Below are 26,093 nucleotides of genomic sequence, written 5' to 3'. Positions count from 1 at the left end.
GGCGAAAACATTTCGCGTGCACAATATTTTTAGCAAATAAATAGTAGCCATCAGATCATCAACTAAAATAATTAGCCAAGTTACTTGTTCCTGCTGATCGGCTTACAAAAAAGCCCGGCTCTGGAAGCCAGAACCGGGCTTTGCTGCGGAGCTACCTAGGCGCTAGTGCACATACAGCAGTTCCTGAATGTCGGTGTGCAGGGCATCGACTACCTGCGAATACTGTCCCGGCGAGAGCAACTCTTCCAAGGCATTCATTACGCCCATGAACGCGCGGCGCGTGTGCTCGGCCGTCGGGAAATCGTGGCCTTCGGCAAAGGCGTCGTAAGAGGCCACGAACACGAGCCAATCCTGCGCGTGCCGCACTACAATGGGCTCGCGCCGCACCTTATACCCATCGAAGTAAATGCCCTTCCAGATAATGGGCAGCTGCGCCCCTAGGTGCGCAGCTTTCTCGGCGGGTATCCGGTCGCGCAGGGCGTGGAGCACGGCCCTGAAGATACGGCCGGCTTGGGCCCGGTTTTGGATGCCTAGGTGCCGACCTACCACATGCAGCCAGGCATTGGCTTCGGCCACGTACTTTTCGAAGTTGAGCGACATACAGCTGAACGTTGGCGTGGGAGTGACAACACGGCCGCCGGCGGTGCGTGCTGCACCGCCGGCGGCATAGGTGCTCGGTATGAGCTTGATTAGCCTAGGCTGGCGCTACACTTGGTTGCCGCTGCGCGAGCCTTTTTGGGCACTTTGGCCGCCATCGTGCGAGTTGCCCTGCGAGCGGTGCGTGCCTTGGGCGCTGGGCGTGCGCAGGTGGCTTTGATCATCGCTCTTGGAGCCGCCTCCTTGCGTGCCACCCTGGTCGGCGTCGCGGCTGCGGGTGTTGGTGTCTTGCACCAAGCCGCCCGAACCTAGGTTGTTGGCACCCGAGCCGGCCGAGGTTTTGGCAATGCCATCGGAGGTGCCGTCGTCGCCGATGGTATTAAAGTCCTGCGTGGCGTCGCCGTCGTCGTTAGGGTTGCGGTCGTGGTGGCGCGACGGGTTGTTGCGGTCGGGCTGGTAGCGGCTTTCGGGGGCGTTGCGGTAATTTTCTTTATCACCTTCGCGGCGCTCTTGGCGGCGCTCATCTGCGTTCTGCGACATAGTGGTTTGGTGCTTGGTTGAGATATGCTATACGACCACTACGCCCCGCTAGGTACTGACGAGCTGCTGATTAGCCTGCTTTGGCTACCCCAGCCAGCCTCATTTTACCACAGCTCCACGAGTGGTTGCAGCCTTGCCCAGGACCGCGCCTGAGCTACCTAGGCCAAACTGGCGGCGTGAGGCGGCGTAGGCACCCGAGCTGCGGCAGCCCGGCGCAGTAGTTGCCGCATCGAAAGCACATGCAGCGTGTAGGCCAGCGGCACCACAAAGCAGGGCAACCACACCATCGGAAAGCGCGCGACGATGGTATTGGCCGGCTCGTTGAAGAAGTACCGGATGGGCAGCGGCGCCGACAAAAAAGCAATGGTGACGATGTTGACCAGTATCAGCAGGCCGGCGATGTTCCAGCCGAAAGCCACCTGCCACGGCCAGCTGCGCCGCACAAAGCAGAAGTACGCTATAATAGGCGCCGTGAGGCCCGTCAGGATATCGTAATTCAAGCCTTCGAAGGTCATTTGCACGGGTATTTCGCCGCCCACAAACAGCAGCCACAGCACCACTTCCATTAGCACCCGGAAGCTTTGCAAGGCAACCAAGCCCGCGCGCGGCATGGCATCGAGCAGGCGGCCAACGGCCTCGGAGCGGGCTAGCCATACGGCCGTTAGCAGCGGCAGCGGCAATACCAGCATCAGCCTAGGTGGCCGTGCATTGAAGTCGGACAAGAAACCCGAGCCAGCCACGGCAGCGCAAACGGCCAGCCACAGCAATAGCACGGCGGCCGCTACCAGCGTACGGCTGCGGGCAGTGGCCGCCGATTGCGGCCCTTGCTGGCGAAAGGCCTGGTAAGTACCGCGCAGCACCAAAAGGTACAGCGCCACTACCAAGCCGATGAACAGGGCGCTGGCGCCCTGCAGTGCGTTCGTTTCCATAGCGTTTGTGCTTGATGAGAGAATAGCCAAAAGTAGCCCGGCATCCTACCGCAAGCGTTGACCGAAATTGCTAATTCGCGAGGGCGCCGGGCCGAAATGCCATGGGCCAGCGGCCAGTGCTTTGGTACAGCGCCCGCCCAAAGGCACTGCTGCTCTCGAAGCCTACTAGATTGGCTACATCGGCCACGGGCAGCTGCCCGGTGCGCAGCAGCTCCTGGCCTTTGCGCAGGCGCAGCTCGCGCAGGTAGGCGTAGGGAGTTTGGCCGTGCAAGGCCCGAAACAGGCGCAGGTAATGAAACTTGGACAGGCAGGCCACTTGAGCCAGCTCCTCGAGGCTCAAATCGCGCGGGTAGTAGCTGTGCAGGTAATCAACCGACCAGCTCAGGCGGCGAAAAATCTCCAGCTGCGTGGCGCGCTTGGTTGCTGGCAGTTCGGCAGCCTGACGCTGCGTTTGGCGATGCACCTGCAGCAAATGCGCCAGCAAGCCCAGCAGTAGTTGGTCGCGCAGCAGGCTATGGGCGTTGAAGTCGGCAGCATGGGCCTGCAGCTGCCGCACCCACGCCTCCAGGGCTGCATCTTTGGAATAAAGCTTGGTGAAGAAGTGCACCGCGGCGCCGGGGCGAGCGGGGTCATCGAGCAGCGTTGCCTCGGCGGTGGTACTGTCGCGCAGTACGGTTTCGGCCAGCTGCTCGCCGAAGTGGATGTTGAAAGTTTCGGTTTGGCCAGGCTCCTCGATGTCGAGCGTGTAATGCTCGGCGGCATTGGTGAGAAAGTACGTGTCGGTTTCGATGCGCACGCGGTGCTGCGCCACCGCGCACGTGCTACTGCCGCGCAAGTTCATGAACAACGACAGCGGCCCACGGATATCGGGCCGATGCACCGCCACCGTTGGCCGCGCCTGAATGACGACGCTGGGCCAACCGTTGCCATCGGCGAAGCGGCGGTTTACCTCGCGCTTCAGCCAGCCTAGTTCGGGAAAATCGGTGCGGTACATGGGCCGGGGGTGCTGCCCCAAGATACACCCCTGCAGCCCCTAGGTGTTCTTGTCCGGCTCGGAAAGAATTGTTTTGCAGCTCGCCTAGCCGCTAAGGTGCCGCAGCAGCGGTAGGATTTGCGTTATTGCGGCTCTCCGTTTTCTGCGCCCTAGGTCGCGACACCTCTCTCCTTTTCCCACCGCATGCGTCGTGTACTGCAGGTTATTGTGCTGGCTCAGTTTTGCTGTACCTCGCTTTGGTTTGCCGGCAACGCCGTGGCGCCCGACATAGCCCGGCAATTCCGGTTGGCCGAGGATTTTGTGGCCAACCTTACCAGCGCCGTGCAGCTGGGCTTTATCAGCGGCACGCTGGCCTTTGCCGTGCTGGCCATTGCCGACCGCTTTTCGCCCTCGCGGGTGTTTTTGGTAAGTGCCTTGCTGGCGGCTTTGTGCAACCTAGGCGTACTGATGGCCGCAACCGGGCCGGTGCACCTGCTGGCCCTGCGCTTTCTGACGGGTTTCTTCCTGGCGGGCATTTACCCCGTGGGCATGAAAATCGCCTCTGACTACTACCAAGCCGGCCTTGGTAAATCGTTGGGTTTTCTGGTGGGGGCGCTGGTGCTGGGCACGGCTTTTCCGCATTTGCTCCGGAGTGCTACTACCGCGCTGCCTTGGCACTACGTGCTGGTGGCTACCTCGGCGCTGGCTACGCTGGGCGGCGTGGCCATGGCAGTGCTGGTGCCCGATGGGCCGCACCGCCGAGCCGGCCAGCGGCTGCGCTTTACGGCTATGTTGGAGGGCTTTCGGGTGCCGCGCTTTCGGGCGGCGGCGTTTGGCTACTTCGGCCACATGTGGGAGCTGTACACCTTTTGGGCGTTTGTACCTGCCATGCTCAGCACCTACAACCGCACGCACCTAGGGGCCGAGCTGCCCGTGCCGCTGCTTTCGTTTCTGATTATCGGCGGGGGCGCACTCGCTTGCATGGGCAGCGGTCTGCTCTCGCAGGTGGTGCCGGGCCGCAAAGTGGCCCTAGGTGCGCTGGCGTTGTCGGGCTTGTGCTGCGTGGCCTCGCCCCTGCTGCTACGGGTAAGCCACCCGCCGTTGCTGTTCGCTTTTTTGTTCTTCTGGGGCTTGGTGGTAGTAGCCGATTCGCCGTTGTTCTCAACCCTGGTAGCGCAGAGCGCGCCGGAGGCTACGCGTGGCACAGCGCTTACCATCGTCAACTGCCTGGGCTTCGCCATTACGGTAGTAAGCATTCAGGTTGCTAGCGGGCTGGTGGACTACCTAGGGCCGCACAACGTGTACCTGGTGTTGGCCCTAGGTCCGGCGGCGGGGTTGCTTGCACAGGTAGCCAACCAACGCCAAATTGTGCCGCAAACTGCTGCCGCTAAGCCTTAGTGCTTACTCGTGCAGCAGCACCTCAATGTTGAGGTACAGCCAATCTTCTTCCCACGATTTGTAGGTGAGCTGCGCCGTGATGTTGCGACCGGCATCGAGCAAACGGGCTACGGTTTCGTTGCGGCCTTCGGGCAGGTAGCCCAGCCACACGTCGCCGGCGTCGGGGCGGGTGCGTACCTGCACGGCCCAATCGTCGTAGGGGCTGTCGGCTTCGCGGTGCAGCACCAACGGCTGGCCTTCGTGGAGTTGCGGCTCGTACTGAGCCAGGTTTTCGCGGTGCGAAGTACCCGCAACCAAGCATTCCAGAATAACCAGCGGCGCGGTAGAAGAAGTATTAGTGGGCATGTGGCGGAGGGCTAGCGAGTTGCAAAGTAACGCGGCGCGGCGGTTCATCGCACCGCTGCGTAGCCCTCGGCATACGTATGTTTCTTTGCGCCGCTGCCGGGCTTGCTTGTTTCCCTAGGTGCTCGGCGCACCCTTAGTCTATGTACAGCAAAACCGAAGCCGCTCAACTCCGCCAAGCATTCTGGACCGCCTTAGGCCAGTACATGCGCCCTATTCTGTCGTCGGAAGGCTTGCCCGTGACCTGGATAAACTACAAAACCGGCCTCAAAAACGTGTACTTCCGCATGCACGCCGACACGCGCCGGGCCAGCATCGGCATCGAAATAACCCACGCCGACGCCGGCTTGCGCGAGCTGTTCTTCGAGCAGTTTAAGGAGCTGCGCCTGATGCTGGAGGAAACCCTAGGTGAACCGTGGGTGTGGAAGTTGGAGGCCACCGACGAGTACGGGCAGCCGCTTAGCCGCATTTACCAAGAGCTGCCCGGCGTGAACATGTACAACCGCGAGCATTGGCCCGAGCTGATTTCGTTTTTCAAACCCCGGCTGGTAGCGTTGGATGAGTTCTGGAGCACCGCGCAGTACGCGTTTGATGAGCTGCGGTGAGGGCTAAGAGTTACATCTGCCCTGAATGCCTAGGCCACAAATCCCGTAATCACCTTCATAACTTTCCACTTGCCATTCTTCTTACGAACAACAAACGTTTCGCCCCTGCCGCATAACCCTCCACAGGAATGCCACACGTCTACTATGGCAGTGGAATAATCGCGCGAGAACAACGGCATAGAGATGGAAGAGTACCCGTATACGCCGTATCTCTTATTTACTTCATCCAATATATCGGGCCTCTGACCGACGGCTCTCAAACGCCTAGTTGTTTCCGTCAGAGTGTCTTCAGGTATTACCAGATAGCCGGGTAACAACTTAGCATCTAGCCTGAACCCCGAAGATGTTGCCATCTGCTGATGCATGAACACTGTGTCGGCGGCAGTCAGCAGATGATCATGGCTAACCAGCGCTATGAATGCACTGTCACCTAGCTCCGGATTGTTCCAGGGTCTAGGGCGTCCGGGCCACAGAGGAAGAAATAAGGAACGCTTGTCGATTAACACCTTGCCCAGCGGCCAACCTACCATGAACACCTTGCCGTCCTCGCCCTGCTCTAGTAACTCGCGCAGGAAGTGGTGAATCGTTGTGTCGGGTACTAGCAGTCTACATTCAGCCCACTTTAACCACTTAGGTTGCGCTGGTTTTTCTTCGACTTTGTTGGTGCCGTTCCACCAAGCATTACCCTGCGGCTTACGGCCAGAGCATCCTAGTAGTAGTGCACTTAAACATGCAAGGGCCAGGTACCGATAAATCATTGCTGAGCTCAAAACAGAAAACGGCCGTTCTTCTGCAAGAACGGCCGTTTCTCTTACTTATTGATCGGCTTATTTAAACGCCTGAATGCCCGTAATATCGGCGCCCGTGATGAGCAGGTGAATATCGTGGGTGCCTTCGTAGGTAATTACCGACTCCAGGTTCATCATGTGACGCATAATGGGGTACTCGCCGGTAATGCCCATGCCGCCGTGGATTTGGCGGGCCTCGCGAGCAATGTGCAAGGCCATGTCAACGGAGTTGCGCTTGGCCATCGAAATCTGGGCCGAGGTGGCTTTGCCTTCGTTCTTCAGCACACCTAAGCGCCAGGCCATCAGCTGGGCTTTGGTGATTTCGGTAATCATTTCGGCCAGCTTTTTCTGCTGCAGCTGGTAGGCGGCAATGGGCTTGCCGAACTGCTCGCGCTGCAGCGAGTACTTCAGAGCCGACTCGTAGCAGTCGATAGCGGCACCAATAGCGCCCCAGGCAATGCCGAAGCGGGCCGAGTCGAGGCACGACAGCGGGCCTTTCAGGCCATCGGCGTTGGGCAGCAGGTTTTCTTTGGGCACGCGCACGTTGTCGAACACCAGCTCGCCGGTGCACGAAGCGCGCAGGCTCCACTTGTTGTGGATTTCGGGGGTGGTGAAGCCTTCCATGCCGCGCTCCACGATGAGACCCTTGATGCGGCCCTCTTCGTTTTTGGCCCACACCACGGCTACCTGGCACTCGGGCGAGTTGCTGATCCACAGCTTGGCGCCGTTGAGCAGGTAGTAGTCGCCCATATCCTTGATGTTGGTAACCATGCCGCCGGGATTCGAGCCGTGGTCGGGTTCCGTGAGGCCAAAGCAACCCAGCCACTCACCCGAGGCCAGTTTGGGCAGGTACTTTTTGCGCTGCTCTTCGGAGCCGTACTGGTAAATGGGGAACATCACCAGCGAGCCTTGCACCGAGGCCGTGGAGCGCATGCCCGAGTCGCCGCGCTCAATTTCCTGCATAATCAGGCCGTAGCTGATGTAGTCGAGGCCGCCGCCGCCGTACTCCGTAGGGATGGTGGGACCAAACGCGCCCACCTCGCCAAACTTGCGCACGATTTCGGATGGGAAGTGCCCGTCCTGCGCCCACTTCTCAATGTTGGGCGAAATCTCGCGCTTCACGAAGTCGCGGATGGTTTGGCGAATGAGCTTGTGCTCGTCGGTGAGCAGCCCGTCGATGTCGTAGTAATCGGTGAAACCGGCGGCGTTCAGGGAGCCTTTGTTTTGCTGTACCTGCGCTTTCGGGGAGAGTACGTCGGCTTGGGAGGACATATGCGAAAACGGATTGGGTGGGAAGCTCAAAGATAAAGATTTCGGGGTGTGCCCAACGGCTTGGCCTGTGCCGCGTGCCGCATACCTACAACACCTTGCCGCCGATGCGGTTCCGCCAATGGCACCTAGGGTTTGCTCATCCTGGCTGGTCGGTTCTGCGTAGGGCTGTTAGCCGCACTGCAGCCCGCGTGCAAATGCTACATTACGGCTGCTTCAACCCCACCCGCCATGAGCACCCACAAGAAACTCAACGAACTGGAAGCTACCGCCATCTGCGGCAACGACATTTCCTCGTCGTGCCTGTACGTGTCGGGGTTGGCCATTACCTACGCCGGGCAATACGCCTGGCTGGCGTTGCTTATGGTGGGGGCGGTGTTGTTCTTGTTCCGCAAAATTTACGGCGAAGTGGTAGGAGCGCTGCCCCTCAACGGCGGCGCTTATAACGTGCTGCTCAACACCACCAGCAAGAACAACGCGGCGCTGGCCGCGGCGCTTACCATCCTTTCGTACATGGCCACGGCCGTTATATCGGCCTCCGAAGCCATGCACTACTTGCATACGCTGTGGCACAGCCTGCCCGTGCTGCCGGCTACTGTAGGCTTGCTGGGCTTGTTTTTGGTGCTCACGCTGCTAGGCATGTCCGAGTCAGCCAAGGTGGCCGTCATCATATTCCTGGTACACTTGGCCTCGCTGACGCTGCTGAGCGGAGCAGCCGTGTGGTACTTAGCCACGCACGGCACCGATACACTCTCGCTCAACTTTCAGGCTCCGGTAAAAGGCGGTATTGCGGCGGCGCTTTTCTACGGATTTAGCGCGGCCATGCTGGGTATTTCGGGTTTCGAAAGCTCGGCCAACTTCGTGGAGGAGCAAGCGGGGGGCGTGTTCAATAAAACACTGCGCAACATGTGGGTGGTGGTTTCCTTCTTCAACCCACTGCTGGCCTTTTTGCTTATTGCCGTGCTGCCGCTGGTGCAGGTGGGCGAACATGCCGCTACCATACTGGCGCACCTAGGCGAGGTGGCCGGCGGGCAATGGTTGGCCGCACTAATTTCCATCGATGCGGTAGCTGTGCTCAGCGGCGCAGTGCTCACGTCGTTTGTGGGCGTGAGCGGACTGATGAAGCGCATGGCACTCGACCGCATCTGGCCGCAGTCGTTTCTGCGGGAAAACCGCCGTGGTAGCAACTACATCATCCTGATTGCCTTTTTTCTGCTGTGCATGAGCATTCTGCTGATTACGCGCGGCGAACTAGGCCCGCTGGCCGGGGTATACACGATTTCCTTCCTGGCCGTAATGGCGTTTTTCGCCATTGGCAACTTCCTGCTGAAGAATAAGCGTGCACGCTTGCCCCGCCCCGTATACGCCTCGGTGCTCACCGTTACGCTCGCTCTGCTGGGGGTACTTATGGGCTTGTACGGCAACATCAAGTTGCACCCCGAGTACCTGGTGGTGTTTCTGCAATACTTTGTACCCACCATGTTGCTGGTGATAGTAATGCTCGAGCGCGTGGCTATTCTGAAATTGGTGCTGCATGCCGTACGCAACTACTCCAAAAAGCACGGCTCTTTCTTCGGCATTACGCAGCAGCGTATTCGGGGCATGCTGCACGCGTTGAACCGGCAGGAATTCGTGTTTTTTACCAAAGGCGACAATGTTTCCAACCTCAACAAAGTCATGATCTACGTGGTGGAAAACGAATTTACCAACCGCCTCAAAATCGTGACGCTCGTGGAGGGCAATGAGCAAGTGCCCCAGCAATTGCTGAACGATGTGCGGGTGCTTGACCGTGCGTACACCGAAATTGTGGTTGATTTCGTCATCCGCCAAGGTCACTTTGGCCCGCAACTAATCGATGAACTATCGCAGGAATGGGGCATTCCGAAGAACTTCATGTTCATCGGCTCTCCCGGCGACCGTTTTCCATACCAGATTTCCGAATTAGGGGGCGTGCGCCTCATTATCTGACCCCCACTGCCCTAGGTGCCAACAGGGCCATTGCTACTGCGGAGCAACAGCCCTGCACTACCTTTGCGCGCTATGAGCAACTCTTTCGGCACCCTGTTCCGCATCAGTACCTTCGGCGAATCGCACGGCCCCGGCATCGGGGTGGTTATCGATGGCTGTCCGGCAGGGCTGGCGGTAAACGTAGCCGATATTCAGGCTGCGCTCAATCGGCGTCGGCCCGGCCAATCCGAGCTGACTACGCCGCGCTCCGAAGCCGACCAAGTGGAGGTGCTATCGGGCCTTTTTGAGGGACAAACCACCGGCACGCCTATTGGCTTGTTTATCCGCAACGCCGACCAACGCAGCCACGATTACTCGCACATCCAAAACGCTTACCGGCCTTCGCACGCCGATTACACCTACGATCAGAAGTACGGCCACCGCGACTACCGCGGCGGCGGCCGCTCCTCGGCCCGCGAAACGGCCGCCCGCGTGGCGGCCGGCGCCGTAGCCATGCAGTTGCTGCAGCACTACGGCATACAGGTGCGCAGCTATGTATCGCAGGTGGGTGCCGTGGCGGTGCCGGTTGGCTACGAGCAGCTCGACCTAGGGCTGATCGACTCGAACTTGGTGCGCTGCCCCCACCCCGAAACCGCCGAGCGCATGGCCGAGCTTATCCGGCAAACCCGCGACCGGCACGACACCGTGGGCGGCATTATTACAGGTGTAGCCACGGGTGTGCCGGCTGGCCTGGGCGAGCCGGTATTTGATAAGCTACACGCCGAACTGGGTAAGGCCATGCTGAGCATCAACGCCGTAAAGGCCTTCGAGTACGGTTCGGGCTTCGCGGGCACACTCTTGTTCGGCTCGGAGCACAACGATGCGTTTTACACCGACGAGGCCGGGCAGGTGCGCACCCGCACCAACCACTCGGGCGGCATCCAGGGCGGCATCAGCAACGGGCAGGATATTTACTTTCGGGTAGCTTTCAAGCCGGTAGCCACCATTCTGCAGCCGCAACAAACCATCAACAACCAAGGCGAGGCCGTTGAGCTGGCCGGCCGTGGCCGCCACGACCCTTGCGTGCTGCCCCGCGCCGTGCCCATCGTGGATGCCATGACAGCCTTGGTGCTGGCCGATATGCTGCTGCGTGCCCGCGCCAGCCGCGTGTAGCTCCTAGGTTTCAGCAGGGTTACCAGGCATCGGCAACTGCCAGCAAACCTCTACTTTTGCAACCGTAGGCGGCCCATTGCGGTTATACAACATAAGCGCTCCGGCGCGGCCTTCCCCTTGTACTAAGAAGCACTGTATCACCATGAATACTACTGCCCCCGCCGGCTCGGTTTCGATCTACGCCGAAGCCTCGCCCAACCCCGAGTCGATGAAGTTTGTGCTCAACTCGCAGCTTGTGCGCGAGGGTGTGAGCGTTGACTACCCCGATGCCGAAGCCGCTGCCCACTCGCCGCTGGCTCAGGAGCTGTTTAAGTTCGATTACGTGGGCCGCGTATTTATCGCCGCCAACTTCGTAACCGTAACCAAAACCACCGAGCACACCTGGACGCAGCTCATCCCGGAGCTGCGCACCTTCCTGAAATCGTACGTGGAGGCCGGTGGCCCCATCTTCACCGTTGACCCAGCCGAAGAGCAGCGTGCTGCCCAGGTTGCAGCCGGTGCCGAAGGCTCGGCCGAGGATCAGGCTACGTCGCAAAAAATCATCGACCTGCTTGATAACTACGTGCGCCCCGCTGTGGAGCAAGACGGTGGCAACATCACCTTCAAAAGCTACAACGACGGCATCGTGACGGTGAACCTGCAAGGCTCATGTTCGGGCTGCCCTTCGGCAACTGTTACGCTGAAATCGGGCATCGAGAACCTGCTGAAGCGCATGGTACCCGAGGTAAAAGAAGTAGTAGCCGAAGGCGTAACCGGCGGTTTCTAAAAACCTTGCATTGAAGCGAATTTTCTGAATTCGCGGATTTTGTAAACGATAAAACGGCCCGGGCTTGCGCCCCGGGCCGTTTGTTTTATGGCTCGATCTGGTTGTCATCTTGAGGCGCTAGCCGAAGGACCTTCTCACGCCAGAAAAACCTAGGTCCCTCAAATGGGCAGGCCAACCAAGAACGCTAACCCATATATAAAAACAAGGCCCGACCTACACAGGTCGGGCCTTGTTGCATGACGCTTATGCCGTAGGATTACTGCACGGCCGTCGAGAGTTTCGGAGCGCCAGCTTCCGAACCTTCGCTTAGGCGGTCCTTCTCCTTACGGCCATAGGTATCGAGAATCAGCGGCGCTGCGATGAACAGCGACGAGTACGTACCGATAACCATACCCACAATCATGGCAAACGAGAACGAACGCAGCGTTTCGCCACCGAAGATGTACAGCACCACTACCACCAGCAGTACGGTGGTTGCCGTAATCATCGTACGCGAGAAGGTGCTGTTCAGAGCTGGGTTTACCACTTGGGCAAACGTCAGCTTGGGGTTCTCGTGCAGGTACTCGCGGATACGGTCGTAGATAACTACGGTATCGTTCATTGAGTAACCCAGCACCGAAAGCACTGCCGCCACGAATACCTGGTCCATTTCGTAGTTCACACCTAGGGCACGAACAATGGGGTAAGTAGCAATGATGAACAGCGCATCGTGGAACAGGGCCACTACCGCCGCCATCGAGTACTGCCACTTCTCAAAGCGGAACAGTACGTACACGAAAATGGCCAGCAGCGTGAGACCAAGGCTCAGGATCGAGGTTTTCTTGATATCGTCGGCGATGGTTGCGCCCACTTTCGATTCGCTAGGAATATTGTCGGCCGTGATGTTGTAAGGCTTCAACCCTTGCAAAAGCGCTGCTTTCACCTTGGCATCACCCTCAACCGACTCATCCTCGGCGAGGTAACCTGTGGTAATGCGCAGACGGTTTGACGCGCCGTACGTCTTTACTTCGGTACCTGCATTCTGGAAATCATCGAGCAAGGCAGAACGCACCTCGTCGGCAGGCACAACCTTCGAAAAATTGACGATGTAAGCACGACCACCGCGGAAGTCAACCCCTAGGTTGGGGCCGCCTTGCACAGCCATCAGCACAAAGCCGATAACGATGTAAAGCGTTGAGGCTATATAGGCAATCTTGCGCTTGCCCACGATGTCGAAATTCACGCCTTGGAACAGCTTGCGCGACAGGAACGTGGAGAAGGTAATGGCCGAGGTCTCTTTGCCCTTCGTGAGCCACTCGATGATGAGGCGCGACACGAATACGGCCGACAGGAACGAGGTGAATACACCAATACCCAGCGTTACGGCAAAGTTCTGCACCGGGCCCGTACCGAAGAAGCCCAGGATAATGGCTACGATCAACGTTGTAACGTTGGAGTCGAAGATGGCCGAGAAAGCGCGTGCGTAGCCTTTGTTGATGGCGTCTTTCACCTGCAGGCCGTGGCTGAGTTCTTCGCGGATGCGTTCGAAGATCAGTACGTTGGCGTCAACCGAAGTACCGATTACGAGCACCATACCGGCAATACCCGGCAGCGTAAGGGCTGTGCTGAACTGGGCCAATACACCCAGAATCAGGAACATGTTGAAGAGCAGGGCAGCGTCGGCTACCAAACCAGCACGGCCATAGTACACGGCCATGAAGATCATGATTACCAACAGGCCAGCCAGCGACGAGTACAAGCCTTGGTTAATGGCTTCTTGACCAAGCGACGGACCTACTACGGCTTCTTCTACGATGCGCGTAGGGGCGGGCAGCTTACCAGCCTTCAGTACGTTGGCCAAGTCTTGGGCTTCTTCGATGGTGAAGTTTCCCGAGATGCTCGAGTTGCCGCCGGCAATTTCCGACTGCACCACCGGCGCCGAGTACACGTAATCGTCGAGCACGATGGCCACCTGGCGGCCAATGTTCGCACCGGTCAGCTTCTCCCATTTGCGGGCACCCGTGGGGTTCATCTGCATCGATACCTCGGGGCGGCCACCTTGGTCGTAGTCTTGGCGGGCATCCGATACTACTTCGCCTCCTAGGGGCGCGGTGCCTTCAGCCGATTTGCGGATGGCATTCAGCTGCAGGTATTCCTGGCCCTCGATAACGGTGGGCTTCACGTCCCACAGGAACGTGAGGTTGGCGGGCATTACGGCGCGTACTTCGGGCGAGCGGAGTACGGCATTCACGCGGGCCGTATCGCGGATGTTGGCGCCCAGGGCACCAGGCATCGTGAAGAGCTTAGCCAAGCCCGAACCGGCTTGCTGTGCGCTCTGGGCCGAGTCGGCAGTAGCGCCGGCAGGCTTTTTCTTGGCCAGCTGGCTAGCCAGCGAGGTAGTGTCGGCGGGGGTAGCAGCGGCAGCCGTAGCAGCCGTGTCGTTGGCGGCCGGGGTGGCAGCAGCCGTAGTGGCAGCTTTGCCACCTAGGGCTTCTTTGGCCTTCAGCACTTCGTCGAGCTGCTGCAGGTACGGGAAGAACTCATCTTGGCGCCATACCTCCCAGAACTCGAGCTTAGCCTGGCCCTGGAGCAGTTTGCGTACGCGGTCGGGGTTATCCACACCGGGCAGCTCAATCTGGATGCGGCCGGTGCCCTTTACGCGCTGAATGTTGGGCTGGTTTACACCGAACTTATCGACGCGGGTACGCAGGATGCGGAAGGCGCGCTCGATGGCTTCTTCCACTTCGGTGTTGATTTCGCGCAGCACTTTCTCATCCGTCGAGCTGGCATCGATGCCGCGGCTACGGTTGGTAGTGTTGGCGAAGATGCGGGCCAGACGGTCGCCGGGAGCAACCTGGCGAAACGACTGCGCAAACAGGGCCGTGAACGAGGTGCTCGGGTTTTGCCGCTGCAATTCCTGGGCGCGGCGCAGGGCTTCGTTAAACTTCGGGTCTTTGGAGTTGCCCGACATGGCACGCACAATCTCCACCGGCGATACTTCCAGGGTTACGTGCATACCGCCTTTCAGGTCGAGGCCAAGGCCCAGTTCCGAAGCGCGCACGTCGCGGTAAGTGTATTCGGCACCAAGTACGTTGGTAACCGGGGCGCGCCACACCGAGTCGAGGTAGCGCTGGCGCTTGGCCTGATCGACCACACCGTTGCGCGAGGCGTAGCGGACGGCATCGTCCTGCACGCGCCTCGACACGAACGTGAAGTAGAGGAAGTAGACGCACAACGCCGACACGATAAGCGTCAGCGTAATGACTAAACCTTTATTACGCATTGAAAAAGGAAAAAATGAATTGCTGTTGAGGGGCTACCGTAGCACAGCCCTAGGTGCGGGCCAGTGAGGTAGGGTCGCGGACCTGGGGCCGCCGTGTGGTTTTGCGCAAGCCTACGGGCGGGCTTGCTTCCGATGGGCTCGACTAAAAGTGGCAGCCGTAGCTGCCAGCCTTAGCCAGCACGCCCGCTACCTAGGGCGCGTGCGGCGACAACGCTGCTACCAGCAAGCGTGTGCGAAACCAATCGGGTACGGCGGAGGGCCGTACAGCGGGGGCAGCGTCCCGATGGCTGGCAATTCGGGGGTACTGTGCAGGAACAGAGGGCTCCCAGGCTTCGGCCACGGGCAGCAGCCAGGGGCCAAGCTGCGCGGTAGCTTCCAGCGTTACTTTTTGCTTCACCACCGTGCCTTTGGGCGCACCAGCAACCCGCGTAGTCGCGGCTTTTACCGGCACCCGGAAGGTGGCCACAGCCTGGTTGTTTAGCCCTACAATCAGCAGCAAAGTGGCCGCTAGCAGGCTAAAGCGAAGGCGAGGCAATATGGCGGTGAAAAACAGCACAATAGAAAGTGGGAGCTACAAATATAGTTAATCCCTATGCGTTGAGAAAGGCCGCATTCCATTCAGCAGGGCCAAACAGGACTTATCGGGCTTACCGTTCCGGAACGGCGCAAAAAACCCGGCGCCGCTGTTGGCGGCGCCGGGTTAAGGATTTCAATAGCTCAGAAAGACTTGGTTAGAACTTCACGCCCACCGAAGCCAGGAAGTTGCGCGTGGCTTGCGGGTAGTACCAGTTAAAGGTTTCGGGGCGGCCGCTGGCCCCCACGTAGCTGTAAGTGTAGCCGTTGGCTTCGTAACGGTGATTGAGCAGGTTGCTTACTAATAAGCCTAACTCGATTTCCTTCACGAATGCGGGGCGAATGGTGTAGCGCACCCGCAAATCCATCACTTGGTATGGGTCAAGGCTGCGGCGGCGGTTCTCAGAGTTGTCGAGGTATTGGCGGCTCACGGTTTTATAGAGCAGCGCCACACGCAAGCCCGGCAGTGGTTGTCCCTCCAGCGTATGGGCCGAAACGGCCGCCGGCGAGTACGAAATGGTGGAGGTGCGCCGCTCCCCTACTACCCGATTAAAATCAGCATCGTAGCTGACCTCTTGGAAGTTGCGAATGCGGTTGCGGCTCAGGGTAAGGGTGCTGCTCAGGCTTACTTTGTTGTTGGCCGAAGCAAAGCCTGTTAGCTCCACGCCAGTGCGGTAGCTGCTGGCCACGTTGGTGCGCAGGGGCGTTCCTACATCGTTCAGCTGGCCAGTAGCCACCAGCTGGTTGCGGTAGTTCATGAAAAAGTAGTTGGCCTCGAAACGCACGGCCGTGTTGCGGCCCAGCCAATCAGTATTCGGCAACGACAAGCGGTAGCCACCCTCAAAATCGTTGAGGCGCTCGGGCTTGGCGCTGGTGTCGCCGGCGGGGCGGTCGGTAAAGTCGGAGCGCACGGGCTCGCGCTGGCCAACGGCGTAGCTGGCATACAGCTGCTGGCCTTCGCCCAGCGCGAAGGTAGCACCGGCCTTGGGGTTGAAGAAGGTGTAGCTGGCGCTGGTGGTCACGTCGTTTTGGTCGTCCTCCACGCCCTTGATTCGGTAATCGATGTGGCGCACTTGCACATCGCCGTACACACCTAGGCGCGGCAGCACCTGCCAGGTAGCGCGGGCGTAGGTGTTGTAGTCGGTTTTATCGGCCGTGTTGAAGTAGTAGCGGTGGCGCATGTTGCCCGTGGAGGCAAACTGCGCCCAAATTACCTCGCCGTAGTGGTCGTTGTCGAAGTGGTTCCAGCCGCCGCCCACCGTGGCCTGCAGGCGGTCGTTGTTGGCGGGCTGGTAGTTAAGCGCGAAAGTGCCGCCGTAGAAGTAATTGTCGAGCCACTTCTGGTCAATCAGATTGGTCCGCCGGATGGTGGTATCGCCGAGCACCACGTTGGGCAGGTTGTAGGCCGAGAGGCGCCGGTTGGCGCGGTAGCTTTCGTAGTAGCCAAAGCCGCGCGTAAGGTGCAGGGCGGCCCCTAGGTTCCAGTTCGGCCCAAAGCCCTGCGAGAGGTGCAACTGGTAGTGGTTCTGCTGGTAGTTGTCGGTTTGGTTGTCGTAGGTGTAGTAGCTGTAGCGGCGGCCTTCTTGCAACACGCGCGCCGCATCAGCTTCCGACAGCTCACCGTTATCAACGTAGGTTTGCAGCAAGGCCCGGTCGCCAGTAATGGCGGGTTCGGGCACGCCGTTCCAGGCTTGGTAGGTTTTCTCGCGGCCCGAAAAGGTGATGAACTTCAGCAGGGTATTTTTCTGCTGATAACCGCCCGCGAAGTAGTACGACTTCAGGTCCGAAGAGGCGCGGTTCATGTAGCCATCGGTGGCGATGCGCGAAAGGCGCCCGTCGAAGGTGAACTTGCCCGCAATCAGCCCTGTGCCAAACTGCACGTTGTTTTTCCAGGTGTTGAAGGAGCCATACGAGTTCTGCGTTTCGGCGTAGGCTTCGCGGCGGTTGTCGAGGGTGCTGATGTTGATGCTGGCCCCAAATGCAGCGCTACCGTTTTGGCTGGTGCCCACCCCGCGCTGCACCTGCAGCGAACTGATGGATGAAGCCAGATCGGGCAGATTTACCAGGAACGAGCCGTGCGACTCCGGGTCGTTCAGCGGCACGCCGTTGATGGTCATGTTGATGCCCGTGTTGCTGGTGCCCCGAATACGAATATCGGTGTAGCCCACGCCCGCGCCGGCGTCGGAGGTAACCACTACCGAGGGGGTTTGGTCGAGCAGGTAAGGCAAATCCTGCCCAAAGTTGCGCTGCTGCAGCTCCTCGCGGCTTACGTTGGTGTAGGCCGTAGCGGTGCGCTCGTTGGCGCGGGTGGCCGTCACTACGGCCTCGCCGGTAAGCACATCGGCGGGTTGCAAGGCGGCGCTGAGTTGCTGCGCCGTGGGCTGGCCGGCAAGGCGGCGCACCAGCGGCTGGTAGCCCACAAACGTGAAGCGCAGTTCGTGTGCGCCAGCGGCTACGGCCGGCAGGCTGAAGTTGCCATTGGCATCAGTAGTGCCTACGGCGGTGCCATCGAGGGCGATGGTGGCACCGGGCAACGGCTGCCCGCTGCGGGCATCGGTGAGGGTACCCGACACGGGCGCCTGCGCCCATGCCATGCCAACGGGCAGCCACGCTAGCAGCGCTGCCCCCGGCAAAATCCGAGACTTAAACAAGGTAAGTGGTAGGAAAAAGTGGAACGAGACCAAGCCCCAGGGGTCGGAGCCATGGTGTTACCGTTCGCGGACCGTTTGTTCCCTTCGCCGGTACTAGCCGGATCAGGTTCAATGGGTATCATCTCAGCTAGGTCTGAAAGCCTAGCACCCCTAAACGCGTGGCAAAAGTAAAACGCTTCTTGGCAGCACGCAATCAGTTGGGCGCAAAAGCCCCTTGCTGAATGCACGAGTTTGCTAGGTACCGGGGTGCCAAAAGGCCATTTTAAGCGGCTTGGCTTGCCCCGTAACGTACCGACGCCAGCACCTAAAGCAGCCCTTAGCAAACAGGCAATCAGCCCACAAAAACATAGCTTAACCACTTACAGTTAAGTATATTACTGTAGAAGCAACCCCGTTGAAAAAAGCTGCGCTCGAGCAAAACCACGCCGGGCTTTGTGCCGTTACCTTCTTCTGCAGCAGGCCTGCAAAGGCCAGCCCACAACCAGCCAAATACCGCCATGATCAGCCTCGTATACACGCTCGTGGTCCTCACCTTGTTGGCCTACTTTATGGTGATGCCGCGCCGCACAGCTACCCGCCCGCCCTCGGCCGACAACGACGACGACGGCGGCGAACCGCTCGACGATGGCCTACCCGACCTCGACTTGCCGCCGGGAATTTCGCGGCCCATCAACGACTGGGAGCCCGAGTACAACCGGCGCCCCAACCGCCCCGTGCGGCCCCACAAGCCGGTGCTGCTCTAGCGCACCTAGGCCGTGGGCTGCGGCAAAGCGCAGCGCATGCGCACGTACGGGATGGTGCCCTTGTAGAACGTGCTGCCCTCGGTAGCAAACCCAAACTTCTGGTAGAAACCGGCTGCCTCTTGCCGGGCATCGCACCACAGCTCCTCAGCACCCAGGCGCGCTGCCTCGGCCATTAGGTGCCGCAGCAACGCCGAGCCTATGCCCTGCCCCTGCTGATCGGGGCGGGTAGCGAACTTGCGGAAGCGCGCCTCGCGGCCCTGCACAAATAATGATACCACGCTTACCAGCTCGCCGTGGCGGTAAGCCCCGAAATGGTAGCCTTCGGCATCGTGGGGTACGTGCACGTACTCCAGCGGCTTATCGGGCCAAAGCACTTGGTGGCGCAGCGGGTAGGTATCGGCCGCGCTAATCCGGCGAATTTCGGCCTGTATGCTACTGCACCTCAATGGTGTAGCTGGCCTTGAACACGGCGCCCGGCGCCAGCGTCAGAATGCCTTCTTTATCGCGCAGCTCAACGGGCCCGCCTACCGAGCTGGCAATGCCGTGCCACGGCTCGATGCACACAAACGGCGCGCCGGGGCCTTTCGTCCAAAGCCCTAGGTACGGAAAGCCGTCGAACTGCATCTGCACGGCCCGCTCCGAGCGGCGGCTCGCCAGGGCTATGCGCGTAAAATCGTAGTGCTTGAGCACCAGCGCATCTTGGCTGAACAGCTCGTAAGTGAGCGGTAGCTCGTTGGCGTTGTCGAGCACGGTTTCGGTTTGGCCATCCAGCAGGCCGCCTTGCAGCAAATGCCGCTCGAGTTGTACCGCATGATCGAAGCGGAAAACGTAATCCTCGAACGCCTCGTCGGGCAACAGCGGGCACCGAAACGCCGGGTGCGCACCGATGCTGAACAGCAGCTCCTCGCTGGCGGCGGGGTTGCGCACCTCCCAGCTTACGCGCAGGGTAGTTTCGTGCAGGCGGAAGCCAATGGTTAGCTCGAACGCAAAGGGGTATTGTTGCCGGCTCTGCTCGTCGTCGGTGAGGCGCAGGCGCAGGGCCGTGCTCGACTGCTCCACTAGCGCAAAGGCCCGGTCGCGGGCAAAGCCGTGCTGCGGCAACTTGTAGGTTTGCCCTAGGTGGTAGTAAGTGTCCTCGGGCAGGCGGCCCACTATCGGAAACAGCACCGGCGCATGGCGGGCCCACACGGCGGCATCGGCCTGCCACACGTACTCCAACCCGCCTAGGTCGTGGCGCACAAAGCTGCTGAGTTCGGCGCCGTGTTCGTTGATTTGTACGCGGCAACGGCTGTTTTCGAGGAAGTAGGCTTTCATAGCGGGCAGGTTAGGATTGGGGGTCGGCGGCGGCTTGCGCGGCGGGCACGTACCCATGGCTACGCAACAGCTCGTCAATCAGGAAGCAGGACTGATCGAGGCGGCGCTCGAACGTGCCGCCGATTTCGGCAAAGTTGGAGAGGCGCTCCGTTAGCTCGCTGCGGTACAAGTCGTAGAAATACTGGCGCAGGTGCGGGTGCTCGCGCAAGGGGTCGGGCTCCCAAGGCAAATCGATGCCCAACAGTAGAATCAGGTCGTAGCTGCGCCGCTCAATTTCTTGCAATATCCACTCGGGGCAGTGCCCAAAGGCGTGTTCGGCCCATACTTTTATCACGAGCAGCTCCGTATCGCAAAACACCACGGGGCGGCGGCAGCGCTCGGCGGCGGCCACGGCGGCATCTTCGGTAGCTAGCTGGCCCCGGGCAATGTCCTCGAGGTCGGCTAGGGTGTAGCTTAGGCCAAGCTGGCGTGTTTCGAGGTACTCGCGGGCGTATTCGGGCACCCACGCGGTGTGGTAGTGCTCGGCTAGCTTTTGGCTGAGGGTAGTTTTGCCCGTCGATTCGGGTCCGGTTAGCGCGACGCGAAGCATTAGCGGGCGGCAGAGTTAGCGGGTTGTAGTTCGGCAATGGAGGCTTGGCGCATCAGGCGGCGCCACTCCCAGTAGCCGTAGGCAGCCAGCCCTAGGTACAGCACGTACAGGCCGCTGGTAGCGTGCAGGCTTTTGGCCCAGTACATCGGCACGTAAATCAGATCGACGCCAATCCAGAGCAGCCAGTTTTCGAGGCGCTTGCGGGTAAGCAGGTACTGCGCCACCAGGCTGATGGCGGTGGTAAAGCTGTCGAGGTACGGAAACGAGGCATCGGTGTGCTGGTGCAGGTAGTAGCCAAAACCGCCGGTGTAGGCTGCCGCGGCCAAGGCGAGCAGCGGCCACTCGCGCTGCGGCGTGCGGGTAACTACCAAGGCCGAGTGGTTTTTGCCGCCGCGCAGCCATTCGTACCAGCCGTACAGGCTCATGGCAATGAACACGAACTGCAGGTTGCGGTCGGAGTACAGCTGCGCCCGATGAAACACCACCACGTAGAACGCGCAGCTAACAATAGCTACCGGGAAATTCCAGATGGTGCCAATTGCTGCTAGCGCCACGCAGGCCAGGCCCGTAGCAAAGGCTACCCACTCGGTGGGGTTGGTGCCAGCTACGGCCGTCCAGAGTTCAAACCACGACAAAACCTAGGAGCAATAAACCAAGCAGATGAAACCGATCAACAGGTGCCCGCACGTGGGCAGAGGCCAAAACTACGTAGTGTAGGCTACTTTTGTACAAGCAGCCAAGGGTTTCGGTGCCCACGGCCGCAATTATTACCATGTCGTTACCCGAACTAACGCCCGAACAACTGCGCGACCGACTGGCCGCCGGCGAAACCCTGCACCTCGTGGATGTGCGCCAACCTGAGGAGTACGCTTACTGCCGCATTGAGGGCAGCACGCTCATCCCGCTAGGCGACTTGGCCCGCCGTGCCGATGAGATTGAAGCCGACGAGCCGGTGGTGCTCATCTGCCACCACGGCGTGCGCTCAATGCAGGCGCTGGCCTACCTACAGCACCGCCACGGCCTAACCAATTTGCTTAACCTGCGCGGCGGTATCCACGCCTGGTCGGTTAAGGTTGATCCGTCGGTACCGATCTACTGATTTGCGCGACCGAGCGCCGCCTGCTTTATACCTGCTTTCTGTGTCTTCGCTTTTCCTCCCCGATCTGCCCATCCGGGCTGCCTTGCCCGAGCTTACGGCCGCGCTGCAAGCCCACAACCGGGTGGTACTGCAAGCTCCGCCCGGCGCCGGCAAAACCACTTTGGTACCGCTGGCTCTGCTTGGGGCTGATTGGCGGCAGGAGGGCAAGATTCTGATGCTGGAGCCGCGGCGCTTAGCTGCCCGGGCAGCCGCAACGCGCATGGCGCAACTGCTGGGCGAGCCGGTGGGCCAAACCGTAGGCTACCGCGTGCGCCTCGAAAACAAAGTATCAACCCAAACACGCATTGAGGTAGTAACCGAAGGCATCCTGACGCGCCTGGTGCAAGACGACCCGGCGTTGGAAGGCATTGCCGCCGTGCTCTTCGACGAATTTCACGAGCGCAGCCTGCAAGCCGACCTAGGGCTGGCGCTTACGCTCGATGCGCAAAGCGTGCTGCGGCCCGACTTGCGCCTGCTCGTGATGTCGGCCACGCTTGATGCGGCACGCCTGGGCACTTGGTTGCAGGCGCCCGTGGTTACCAGCGAAGGCCGCATGCATCCCGTAGCCACGCACTACCTCAGCCCGCGCCGCGCCGCTGGCTTACCCAACCGCCCGGCCGAACGTATGGCCGAGCTAACGCCCGCCACCGTGCGACAAGCCTTAGCCGAGCACGACGGCGACGTGCTGGTGTTTCTGCCGGGCCTTGCCGACCAGCGCCGCGTAAGCGAACGGCTCGAGTCGGCCTTGCCCCACGAAGTGGATTTGCACGTGCTGCACGGCGAGTTACCGCTCGATAAGCAGGATGCCGCCCTGCGCCCTGCGCCTGCGGGCCGCCGCAAAGTGGTGTTGGCCACCAGCATTGCCGAAACCAGCCTTACCATTGAGGGTGTGCGGGTAGTGGTTGATGCCGGCTATGCCCGCGTGCCCCGGTTTATTCCGCGCACCGGCCTTACCACGCTCGAAACCGTACCCGTTAGCCAAGCCGCTGCCGACCAGCGCCGGGGCCGGGCCGGCCGCCTAGGTCCGGGCACCTGCTACCGCCTCTGGACGGAAGCCGACCACGACCAGCTGCCGGCACACCTAGCACCCGAAATCCTTACCGCCGACCTCAGCAGCCTTACGCTTGAGCTGGCCTTATGGGGCGCTACCGATGCCACGGCGCTGCAGTGGCTCGATGTGCCGCCCGCCCCAGCCCTGGCGCAAGCCCGCGAGCTGCTGGTGCGCCTAGGTGCCCTTACCCCCGCGGGGCAGCCCACCGCTCACGGACGCGAGCTAGCCCGCTTGGGTTTGCCGCCACGCCTGGGGCATTTGGTGGTGCGCGGCCGCGAGCTAGGCCACGGCCCTACGGCTTGCGCTTTGGCCGCACTGCTGGCTGAGCGCGACGTGCTGCGCGCTACCGATGGCCAACCCGCCCCGCCCGACTTGCGCCTGCGCCTCGAAGCCCTGCAAAGTGGCCGCGCTCCGCTGCCCGGCCTCGTAGCCGATGCCGGCGGTGTGCGCCGCGTACGTGAGGCCGCGCAAGCCCTACGCAACCGGGCTGGCGTAAAAGCCGCCAACCTCGAGCCCGACACCGCTGGCCTGCTGGCTGCCCTCGCCTACCCCGACCGTCTAGGCCAGCGGGAAGGCGGCGAGCGGCTGCGGCTGGTTACGGGCCAACGCGTGGCTTTGCCAAGTGAGTTTTTCGCCGCCGACGACACCTTCTTCGCCGCAGCTTACCTCGATGGCACCGCCGCCGCGCCTCGCGCGGCTATGGCCGCGCCGCTCAGCCGCGCCGAAGTAGAGGAGTTATTTGCTGAGCAAATGGAGGAGCAAAGCGAGGTTCGCTTCGATGCAGCTACCGGCCGCGTACTTGCCCGCCGTTTGCGCCGCCTAGGCGCCTTGGTGCTCAGCGAAACAAACCAACCTAACCCTGACCCGGCAGTAATTGCCGTTGCGTTGCTCGAAGCGCTGAAAGCCGCCGACCTACGCAACCTGAACTGGACGGAAAACGCCCAACACTTGCGCGAGCGGCTGGGCTTTTTGCGCTTGCACTTCTCCGCCGATTGGCCCGATGTTTCGGACGAAGCCCTGCTCGCCGACGCCGACGAATGGCTGGCTCCGCATTTGGCAGGTTTGCGCAGCCTAGGTGAGGTAGCACGCCTCGATGTAGCAGAGTTGCTGCTCATGCGCCTGCCCAACGGCTGGGCTCAGCGCCAGGAACTCGACCGCTTGGCTCCTTCGCACCTCGAGGTACCCAGCGGCTCGCACGTGCGTATCGACTATGGCGAGCCGGCGGCACCCGTGCTGGCCGTAAAGCTGCAGGAAGTGTTTGGGTTGCTTGATACACCGCGCATTGCCAACGGCCGCGTGCCGCTTACCATGCACCTGCTTTCGCCGGCCCAGCGCCCCGTGCAGGTTACCCGCGATTTGCGCAGCTTCTGGCAGTCGGGCTACTTTGAGGTACGTAAAGATTTGCGCGGCCGCTACCCCAAGCACCCCTGGCCCGACGACCCGCTTACGGCTGTGCCCACCAAGCTCACCAAAAAGCGCTTCGAGCAAAGCAACGGGCAGTAGCCAGCACCGCCGGCTTAATCGTCGCCGGGCAGTTTTTTGGTGCGCGGGTCGTGGCTTTCGGCGGGGCTGTAGTGCCGGTGCAGCCAGCGGCTCAGGCCTCCTAGGCCGGGGAACAGCACCCGCTCCGTGATGTTCGCTTGATCGAGTTTGTCGCGGGTTTCCCACTTAAGTCGCGCCGGCAAAATAATCTTGAAGCACAGCTCGGGATGGTGCTTCAGCCAATCGTCGAGGCAGGCTTGCGCCGTCGACATCAGCGCGAACAAGGCGTATTGGTGCACAATGCGCGCATCAAGCGAGGGAGGCTCCAGGAATAGCAGGAACGGCTCGTCGGGCTGCATGTCGGCTAGTTCGCGCAGGTTGCGGCACACAGGCTCGAGCAACTCAGGCGTGAACACGTTGGAGCCTTCGGCCCGCAGCGCATCGCGCAGGCGGGCGGGCATGTACTCGGCGGCCTTCACGTAGTTCAGCCCCCATATCACGCCGTCTTCGTGAAAAGCATCGAGGTCGTCGGTAGCGAAATGGAGCGCCACGTAGGGCGAGTACGTCCAGTCGAGCAGGCGCGTAGGCAAGCCGTGGTGTTGCGCTACGGCCAGCCAGTCCCAAACCGAGGCTTTATCGGGGATGGAAGTATCGTGGGCGTACTTCCGGAAGTTGCGCAGCAGGTGGTGCTCCAGCTCGTGGTAGTTACCACCTAGGCGCTGCAAGCTGGTGCTCAGGTTGTAATTGGTGGAGCGCACGCCCCGGTACACAAACGGTGAGCGAAAGCGGCCAATGCGGCCATCCCAGGTGTCGCGAAACAAGGCGTGCTGCAGCTCTTCCCACGAACTGACCACGATTTCGTTTTCGGTGTTTTCCACAAGTGCAAGCTAGGAGAAGTTGGGCGGCTCGGTACATACGCGAAAACACCCTGCTATGCTGCCCGTCCTGCAGCCCGAGTAGTGTAGCGGGCCACTCCCTGCTGATTTAGGCTTGCGTGCCAGTTGGTTAACCCTTCTGTTCGAAAAACTTAATAAGCCCTAGCGTAACATTCCGGTAACATAAGACGATATTTGATAACCTTCCCTTAACACACTACCCCACCTAGCAGTGCTTACCCGCCCCTTCCTTCGTAGCTTATTTGCTGGCCTGGCGCTCTGTTGCCTAGGTGCGCTTCCGGCTTATGCGCAAGTGCCCGACGGCCGTATTGCCGATAACAACCGGCATTTGTGGCTGGTGTACAATGGCAGCGTACGTTTGTCGGAGCGTTGGGGAGTATACACGGAGGCTCAAATACGCCGCGCCAGCTTTGGCAGCAACCCGCAGCAAAACCTCATACGCGGTGCTGTCGATTATCATGTTTCGAAAAACCTGATGCTGAGTGGCGGCTACGCTTACCAGAAGTCGTTTCCGTACGGTGACTTTCCGGCTGCTGGCCGCTCGCCCGAAAACCGCATTTACCAACAAGTAGTACTGCGCGACACCGATGGCCGCGTGCAAGTACAGCACCGCTACCGCCTCGAGCAGCGCTGGATACGGCGCCCCAACGAATCGGATTTTACTTATTCCAACCGCGCCCGCTACCAGCTTCGTTTGGCCTTGCCGCTGTTCGGCCGCGAGATGAAGCCCGGTATGCCTTACTTGGTTGCCTCCGACGAAATTTTTGTTGCGTTCGGCAAAAATGTACGCAGTAATATCTTCGACCAAAACCGCCTGTACGGTGGTTTTGGCTACCAGGCCAGCAAGCTACTTACCCTCGAGGGCGGCTACTTGCACCAGTTGGTACAACAGGGCAGCGGCCGCGTGCTCGAGCATAATCATACGCTGCAACTCAGCGTGGTACTAAACCTAGATTTGCGCTCCGGCACAGCGGCCCCCACGCCAGCTCCTGTGATTGAGGGAACATCGGATTAGGTTTTGGTTATGCCGGCCTAGGTCAGCTTATTAATCAGGAATTCGCCGTAGC

Annotated in this window: 24 protein-coding genes and 1 riboswitch; of the genes, 9 read left to right on the top strand and 15 right to left on the bottom strand. The window is 60.4% G+C overall.

Annotated elements, in window-relative coordinates; genetic code table 11:
• Positions 1-162 precede the first annotated feature (162 nt).
• From ASU33_RS18440 to ASU33_RS18425, 4 genes are all read right to left on the bottom strand, one after another.
• Entirely contained in the window at positions 163-600 is a 438-nt protein-coding gene (locus ASU33_RS18440) for a DUF2267 domain-containing protein (RefSeq protein ID WP_078063238.1), read from the bottom strand.
• Between the two features lie 105 nt (positions 601-705).
• On the bottom strand, positions 706-1,137 hold the full coding sequence (locus ASU33_RS18435; RefSeq protein WP_059072280.1) for a hypothetical protein: 432 nt from the start codon (positions 1,135-1,137) through the stop codon (positions 706-708).
• 158 nt (positions 1,138-1,295) lie between these two features.
• Entirely contained in the window at positions 1,296-2,066 is a 771-nt protein-coding gene (locus ASU33_RS18430; RefSeq protein WP_059072279.1) for a DUF8737 domain-containing protein, read from the bottom strand.
• A gap of 70 nt (positions 2,067-2,136) precedes the next feature.
• Positions 2,137-3,060 (bottom strand): helix-turn-helix domain-containing protein, encoded by a 924-nt coding sequence (locus ASU33_RS18425; RefSeq protein ID WP_059072278.1) that lies wholly within the window; start codon positions 3,058-3,060, stop codon positions 2,137-2,139.
• Positions 3,061-3,243: 183 nt separating this feature from the next.
• Here ASU33_RS18425 and ASU33_RS18420 point away from each other — a divergent pair, with 183 nt between their 5' ends.
• Entirely contained in the window at positions 3,244-4,437 is a 1,194-nt protein-coding gene (locus ASU33_RS18420) for an MFS transporter (RefSeq protein ID WP_059072277.1), read from the top strand.
• A gap of 3 nt (positions 4,438-4,440) precedes the next feature.
• On the opposite strand, the gene ASU33_RS18415 is transcribed toward ASU33_RS18420, so the two are convergent.
• Entirely contained in the window at positions 4,441-4,782 is a 342-nt protein-coding gene (locus tag ASU33_RS18415) for an HIRAN domain-containing protein (protein WP_160328238.1), read from the bottom strand.
• Between the two features lie 140 nt (positions 4,783-4,922).
• Here ASU33_RS18415 and ASU33_RS18410 point away from each other — a divergent pair, with 140 nt between their 5' ends.
• Positions 4,923-5,384: a DUF4268 domain-containing protein gene (locus ASU33_RS18410; RefSeq protein WP_059072275.1), complete on the top strand. Its 462-nt coding sequence runs from the start codon at positions 4,923-4,925 to the stop codon at positions 5,382-5,384.
• A gap of 29 nt (positions 5,385-5,413) precedes the next feature.
• On the opposite strand, the gene ASU33_RS18405 is transcribed toward ASU33_RS18410, so the two are convergent.
• A complete protein-coding gene (locus ASU33_RS18405; RefSeq protein WP_059072274.1) occupies positions 5,414-6,142 on the bottom strand; it encodes a hypothetical protein in 729 nt (242 codons plus the stop codon).
• Between the two features lie 69 nt (positions 6,143-6,211).
• Positions 6,212-7,444 carry an acyl-CoA dehydrogenase family protein gene (locus tag ASU33_RS18400; protein ID WP_286130654.1) on the bottom strand — a complete coding sequence of 411 codons (1,233 nt, stop codon included), beginning with the start codon at positions 7,442-7,444 and terminating at the stop codon, positions 6,212-6,214.
• Positions 7,445-7,672: 228 nt separating this feature from the next.
• On the opposite strand from ASU33_RS18400, the gene ASU33_RS18395 reads away from it, so the two are divergent.
• From ASU33_RS18395 to ASU33_RS18385, 3 genes are all read left to right on the top strand, one after another.
• Positions 7,673-9,409, top strand: a complete 1,737-nt coding sequence (locus tag ASU33_RS18395; RefSeq protein ID WP_059072273.1) for an APC family permease — start codon at positions 7,673-7,675, stop codon at positions 9,407-9,409.
• 72 nt (positions 9,410-9,481) lie between these two features.
• Positions 9,482-10,561, top strand: a complete 1,080-nt coding sequence (gene aroC / locus ASU33_RS18390) for a chorismate synthase (RefSeq protein WP_059072272.1) — start codon at positions 9,482-9,484, stop codon at positions 10,559-10,561.
• A gap of 142 nt (positions 10,562-10,703) precedes the next feature.
• Positions 10,704-11,327 (top strand): NifU family protein, encoded by a 624-nt coding sequence (locus ASU33_RS18385; protein ID WP_059072271.1) that lies wholly within the window; start codon positions 10,704-10,706, stop codon positions 11,325-11,327.
• Between the two features lie 256 nt (positions 11,328-11,583).
• On the opposite strand, the gene secDF is transcribed toward ASU33_RS18385, so the two are convergent.
• From secDF to ASU33_RS18370, 3 genes are all read right to left on the bottom strand, one after another.
• Positions 11,584-14,589, bottom strand: a complete 3,006-nt coding sequence (secDF, locus tag ASU33_RS18380) for a protein translocase subunit SecDF (protein WP_059072270.1) — start codon at positions 14,587-14,589, stop codon at positions 11,584-11,586.
• Positions 14,590-14,779: 190 nt separating this feature from the next.
• Positions 14,780-15,124 carry a hypothetical protein gene (locus ASU33_RS18375; protein WP_149867298.1) on the bottom strand — a complete coding sequence of 115 codons (345 nt, stop codon included), beginning with the start codon at positions 15,122-15,124 and terminating at the stop codon, positions 14,780-14,782.
• A gap of 196 nt (positions 15,125-15,320) precedes the next feature.
• Entirely contained in the window at positions 15,321-17,813 is a 2,493-nt protein-coding gene (locus tag ASU33_RS18370; RefSeq protein ID WP_286130652.1) for a TonB-dependent receptor, read from the bottom strand.
• Between the two features lie 60 nt (positions 17,814-17,873).
• Positions 17,874-17,975, bottom strand: a riboswitch (TPP riboswitch).
• A gap of 335 nt (positions 17,976-18,310) precedes the next feature.
• Between ASU33_RS18370 and ASU33_RS18365 the strand changes: the two genes are divergently transcribed.
• Positions 18,311-18,556: a hypothetical protein gene (locus ASU33_RS18365; protein WP_059072267.1), complete on the top strand. Its 246-nt coding sequence runs from the start codon at positions 18,311-18,313 to the stop codon at positions 18,554-18,556.
• Between the two features lie 5 nt (positions 18,557-18,561).
• Here ASU33_RS18365 and ASU33_RS18360 read toward each other — a convergent pair whose 3' ends face one another.
• The 4 genes from ASU33_RS18360 to pnuC are packed head-to-tail and all read right to left on the bottom strand — an operon-like array spanning position 18,562 to position 21,094.
• Positions 18,562-19,002: a GNAT family N-acetyltransferase gene (locus ASU33_RS18360; RefSeq protein WP_286130651.1), complete on the bottom strand. Its 441-nt coding sequence runs from the start codon at positions 19,000-19,002 to the stop codon at positions 18,562-18,564.
• Positions 18,989-19,870, bottom strand: a complete 882-nt coding sequence (locus tag ASU33_RS18355; RefSeq protein ID WP_059072266.1) for an aldose 1-epimerase family protein — start codon at positions 19,868-19,870, stop codon at positions 18,989-18,991. The genes ASU33_RS18360 and ASU33_RS18355 overlap by 14 nt, the downstream gene beginning before the upstream one ends.
• A 10-nt stretch (positions 19,871-19,880) precedes the next feature.
• Complete coding sequence (locus ASU33_RS18350) at positions 19,881-20,459, bottom strand: AAA family ATPase (protein WP_059072265.1); 579 nt, start codon at positions 20,457-20,459, stop codon at positions 19,881-19,883.
• Positions 20,459-21,094: a nicotinamide riboside transporter PnuC gene (pnuC, locus tag ASU33_RS18345; RefSeq protein ID WP_059072264.1), complete on the bottom strand. Its 636-nt coding sequence runs from the start codon at positions 21,092-21,094 to the stop codon at positions 20,459-20,461. The genes ASU33_RS18350 and pnuC overlap by 1 nt, the downstream gene beginning before the upstream one ends.
• A 137-nt stretch (positions 21,095-21,231) precedes the next feature.
• On the opposite strand from pnuC, the gene ASU33_RS18340 reads away from it, so the two are divergent.
• Together ASU33_RS18340 and hrpB are read left to right on the top strand one after the other, a co-directional pair.
• Entirely contained in the window at positions 21,232-21,558 is a 327-nt protein-coding gene (locus ASU33_RS18340; protein ID WP_059072790.1) for a rhodanese-like domain-containing protein, read from the top strand.
• 40 nt (positions 21,559-21,598) lie between these two features.
• Positions 21,599-24,151, top strand: a complete 2,553-nt coding sequence (hrpB, locus tag ASU33_RS18335) for an ATP-dependent helicase HrpB (protein ID WP_059072789.1) — start codon at positions 21,599-21,601, stop codon at positions 24,149-24,151.
• Positions 24,152-24,165: 14 nt separating this feature from the next.
• On the opposite strand, the gene ASU33_RS18330 is transcribed toward hrpB, so the two are convergent.
• On the bottom strand, positions 24,166-25,008 hold the full coding sequence (locus ASU33_RS18330; RefSeq protein WP_059072263.1) for an FRG domain-containing protein: 843 nt from the start codon (positions 25,006-25,008) through the stop codon (positions 24,166-24,168).
• Between the two features lie 229 nt (positions 25,009-25,237).
• On the opposite strand from ASU33_RS18330, the gene ASU33_RS18325 reads away from it, so the two are divergent.
• Complete coding sequence (locus ASU33_RS18325) at positions 25,238-26,041, top strand: DUF2490 domain-containing protein (protein WP_078063236.1); 804 nt, start codon at positions 25,238-25,240, stop codon at positions 26,039-26,041.
• The last annotated feature ends 52 nt before the right edge of the window (positions 26,042-26,093 follow it).

The organism is Solirubrum puertoriconensis, assembly GCF_001483135.1.
Taxonomy (GTDB): domain Bacteria; phylum Bacteroidota; class Bacteroidia; order Cytophagales; family Hymenobacteraceae; genus Solirubrum; species Solirubrum puertoriconensis.
The sequence above is the reverse complement of the archived record's forward strand: the minus strand, read 5'-3'. Positions and strand labels throughout refer to the sequence as shown.